The sequence below is a fragment of the Brasilonema sp. UFV-L1 genome (genome assembly GCF_012912105.1).
Taxonomy (GTDB): domain Bacteria; phylum Cyanobacteriota; class Cyanobacteriia; order Cyanobacteriales; family Nostocaceae; genus Brasilonema.
Genome location: NZ_QMEA01000025.1, coordinates 1 through 2,917, shown reverse-complemented (window position 1 = coordinate 2,917; position 2,917 = coordinate 1). Strand labels below are relative to the sequence as shown.

The window sequence follows — 2,917 nt, the reverse complement described above, 5'->3', positions numbered from 1 at the left end:
ACTCGTGGACGAGTCTTTTACACTCGTGGACGAGTCTTTTACACTCGTGGACGAGTCTTTTACACTCGTGGACGAGTCTTTTACACTCGTGAGCGAGTCTTTTACACTCGTGAGCGAGTCTTTTATACTCGTGGACGAGTCTTTTATACTCGTGGACGAGTCTTTTATACTCGTGAACGAGTCTTTTATACTCGTGGACGAGTCTTTTATACTCGTGGACGAGTATTACAACCTAGTGGGATAATGAATAACCTCAATAGACATCTGCGAAAAACAATTTAGGGCGTTGCTGAATCCATGTATGAAAAAGATGTCGTGTGATTCCAAACCCTTGTAGAGAACGCCACATCGCTCAACGCGGGTTTCCCGCGTTGAGCGATGTGGCGTTCTCTACACTTGGATTCATACTTCAAATCAGCAACGCCCAATTTAGAGACCGTACAGTACGGTCTCTACAAGAGACCTCTTGCAAAAGTCCAAAAGTTGGGGATGTCATTCTGGAGCGCGCAGCGGGCAAGGGAGGGCATACGAAACCCTTCGCTGAACGCTCGAGGGCAGGCTCCGTGCAGTGTTAGCGCAGCGTGTCCCAAAGACATAGAATCTCGCGAGATGTTTCGCTCCGCTCAACATGACATTTTAAGTATTTATGCAAGAGGTCTAAGGGTTTCACGTAACGCATAATTAATTTCTGGAGATGTCTAACAGTAATGATACGGAGAAACGAAACGCTTGGCGCTTACGCTTCACAGAACCTGCCTGCAAGCTAATCTCGTCCCGCTTATAGAAATTTAACAAATTTTTTTCACAACCCTATTTCTCAGTCTAATAGCAGATACTTAAATAGTTAAAAACTGCATTTCGCAGATTTTCCAGGGTATTCGGTCTATGAACAAAAAATACTTCTCTACAGTAGCTGTTCCCTTTCTCCTTATAGCAACTTTCCTAACCAACATCAGTGCATCCTTTGCGGAGTTACCACCACTCATTCCACGACAGATTCTGTTTGGCAATCCAGAAAAAACAAACCCGCAACTATCTCCAGATGGAAAATATTTAACATATATTGCACCTGATAAGAATAATATTTTGCAGGTATGGATACGCACAGTAGGTAAAAATGACGACCAAATTTTAACTGCTGACAAAAAACGTGGTATCCGCAGTTACTTCTGGGCTTACAATGGCGAACAATTAATTTACTTACAAGACACAGATGGTGATGAGAATTTTCATTTTTATAGTGTCAATGTTAACTCAAAGCAATTGCGAGACTTGACGCCGTACAAGGGTGTGCAAGCGCGAATGATAGCTCTAGACCCCAATTTTCCGAATGAAGTTCTGGTGGGGATGAACATTAAAGACCGGCGTAAACACGATGCTTATCGTATTAATCTTAAAACGGGTACAGCAAACCTGGAACAAGAAAACGCTGTTAATGTTACTCAGTCTGTTGCAGATCCACAGTTAAAAATCCGTGCATCTGTAGCCAGTACTCCTGATGGTGGTTCTATTTTATCTGTTAGAGAAACACTAAATCAACCCTGGAAGACAGTTCGTAAATGGGGACCTGATGACCAAGGCAGTGCCGTTGGTTTTTCTCAGGATGGAAAAACACTTTATATTACCGGAAATCATGATGTGAACGCAACACGAGTTTTGGCGCTCAACTTAGCTACAGGTAAAGAATCTGTCATTGCTCAAGACCCGCAGTATGATGCTGGAGGGATATTTGCTCATCCAGTGAAACGCCAAATTCAAGCGGTTTCTTTTTATAAGGATAAGTTGGAGTGGCAGATAATAGATAAAAGTATTGCTCCAGATTTTCAGGCGATGGCCAAAGTTCGCCGAGGTGAATTTTCTGTAGTTGACCGCGACCTTGCTGATAAAACTTGGCTAGTCTCCTACAATACTGACAACGGTCCCGTTTATTACTACACTTATGATCGTACCTCCAAGCAAAGCAAACTCCTCTTCAGCAATCAACCAAAATTGGAAGGGCTAAAACTTGCCCAAATGAAACCGATTTCCTACAAATCTCGCGACGGGTTGACTATTCACGGTTACCTGACAACACCTGTAGGAATTCCAACAAAAAACTTACCTACAGTTCTTCTTGTGCATGGGGGACCTTGGGCGCGAGATACTTGGGGTTATGACTCGGAAGCCCAGTGGCTAGCAAACCGTGGCTACGCAGTTTTACAACTCAATTTCCGAGGTTCTACCGGATACGGCAAAAAGTTCCTCAACGCCGGAAATCGTGAATGGGGAAATAAAATGCAGAATGACTTGACTGATGGTGTCAACTGGATTGTCCAACAAGGTATCGCTAATCGCAAAAAAGTTGCGATTATGGGCGGTTCCTACGGTGGTTACGCAACTCTTGCCGGATTGACATTCACTCCTGATGTCTTTGCTGCTGGTGTGGATATCGTTGGTCCCAGCAACTTGATAACGTTGTTAAAAAGTCTTCCTCCATATTGGGAATCAGGACGAGCAGAATTTTACAATCGTATCGGTCATCTAGAAAAAGAACCAGAGTTTCTCAAGTCTCGTTCTCCGTTATTTTTTGTAGATCGCATCAAAGTCCCTTTGCTGATTGGACAAGGTGCAAATGATCCACGAGTTAAGCAAGCAGAAAGCGAACAAATCGTTGCAGCGATGCGAAAAGCAAACAAGCCTGTAGAGTACATCCTCTACCCAGATGAAGGACACGGTTTTGCACGTCCGCAAAACCGGCTACACTTCTACGCGAAAGCAGAAGAGTTTCTTGGCAAGTATCTGGGCGGACGAGTTGAACCAATAGGTGATATACCTGGCAATTCTGGAGTCGTTAAGTAGAAATTGTTCGTGCTTAACAAGGAGTCAGAAGAATCCAGAATTCAGAATTCTGACTCCTGACTCCTGACTCCTGACTCCT

The 2,917-nt window shown here is 43.7% G+C and carries 2 protein-coding genes; both read left to right on the top strand.

All coding sequences use genetic code 11. From position 1 onward, the window contains the following. The coding region (locus DP117_RS35355; RefSeq protein ID WP_211176029.1) for a hypothetical protein at window positions 1–282 on the top strand (282 nt) is incomplete at its 5' end. 603 nt (window positions 283–885) lie between these two features. Further along, window positions 886–2,838: a S9 family peptidase gene (locus DP117_RS10430; protein WP_169218244.1), complete on the top strand. Its 1,953-nt coding sequence runs from the start codon at window positions 886–888 to the stop codon at window positions 2,836–2,838. Window positions 2,839–2,917: the final 79 nt, after the last annotated feature.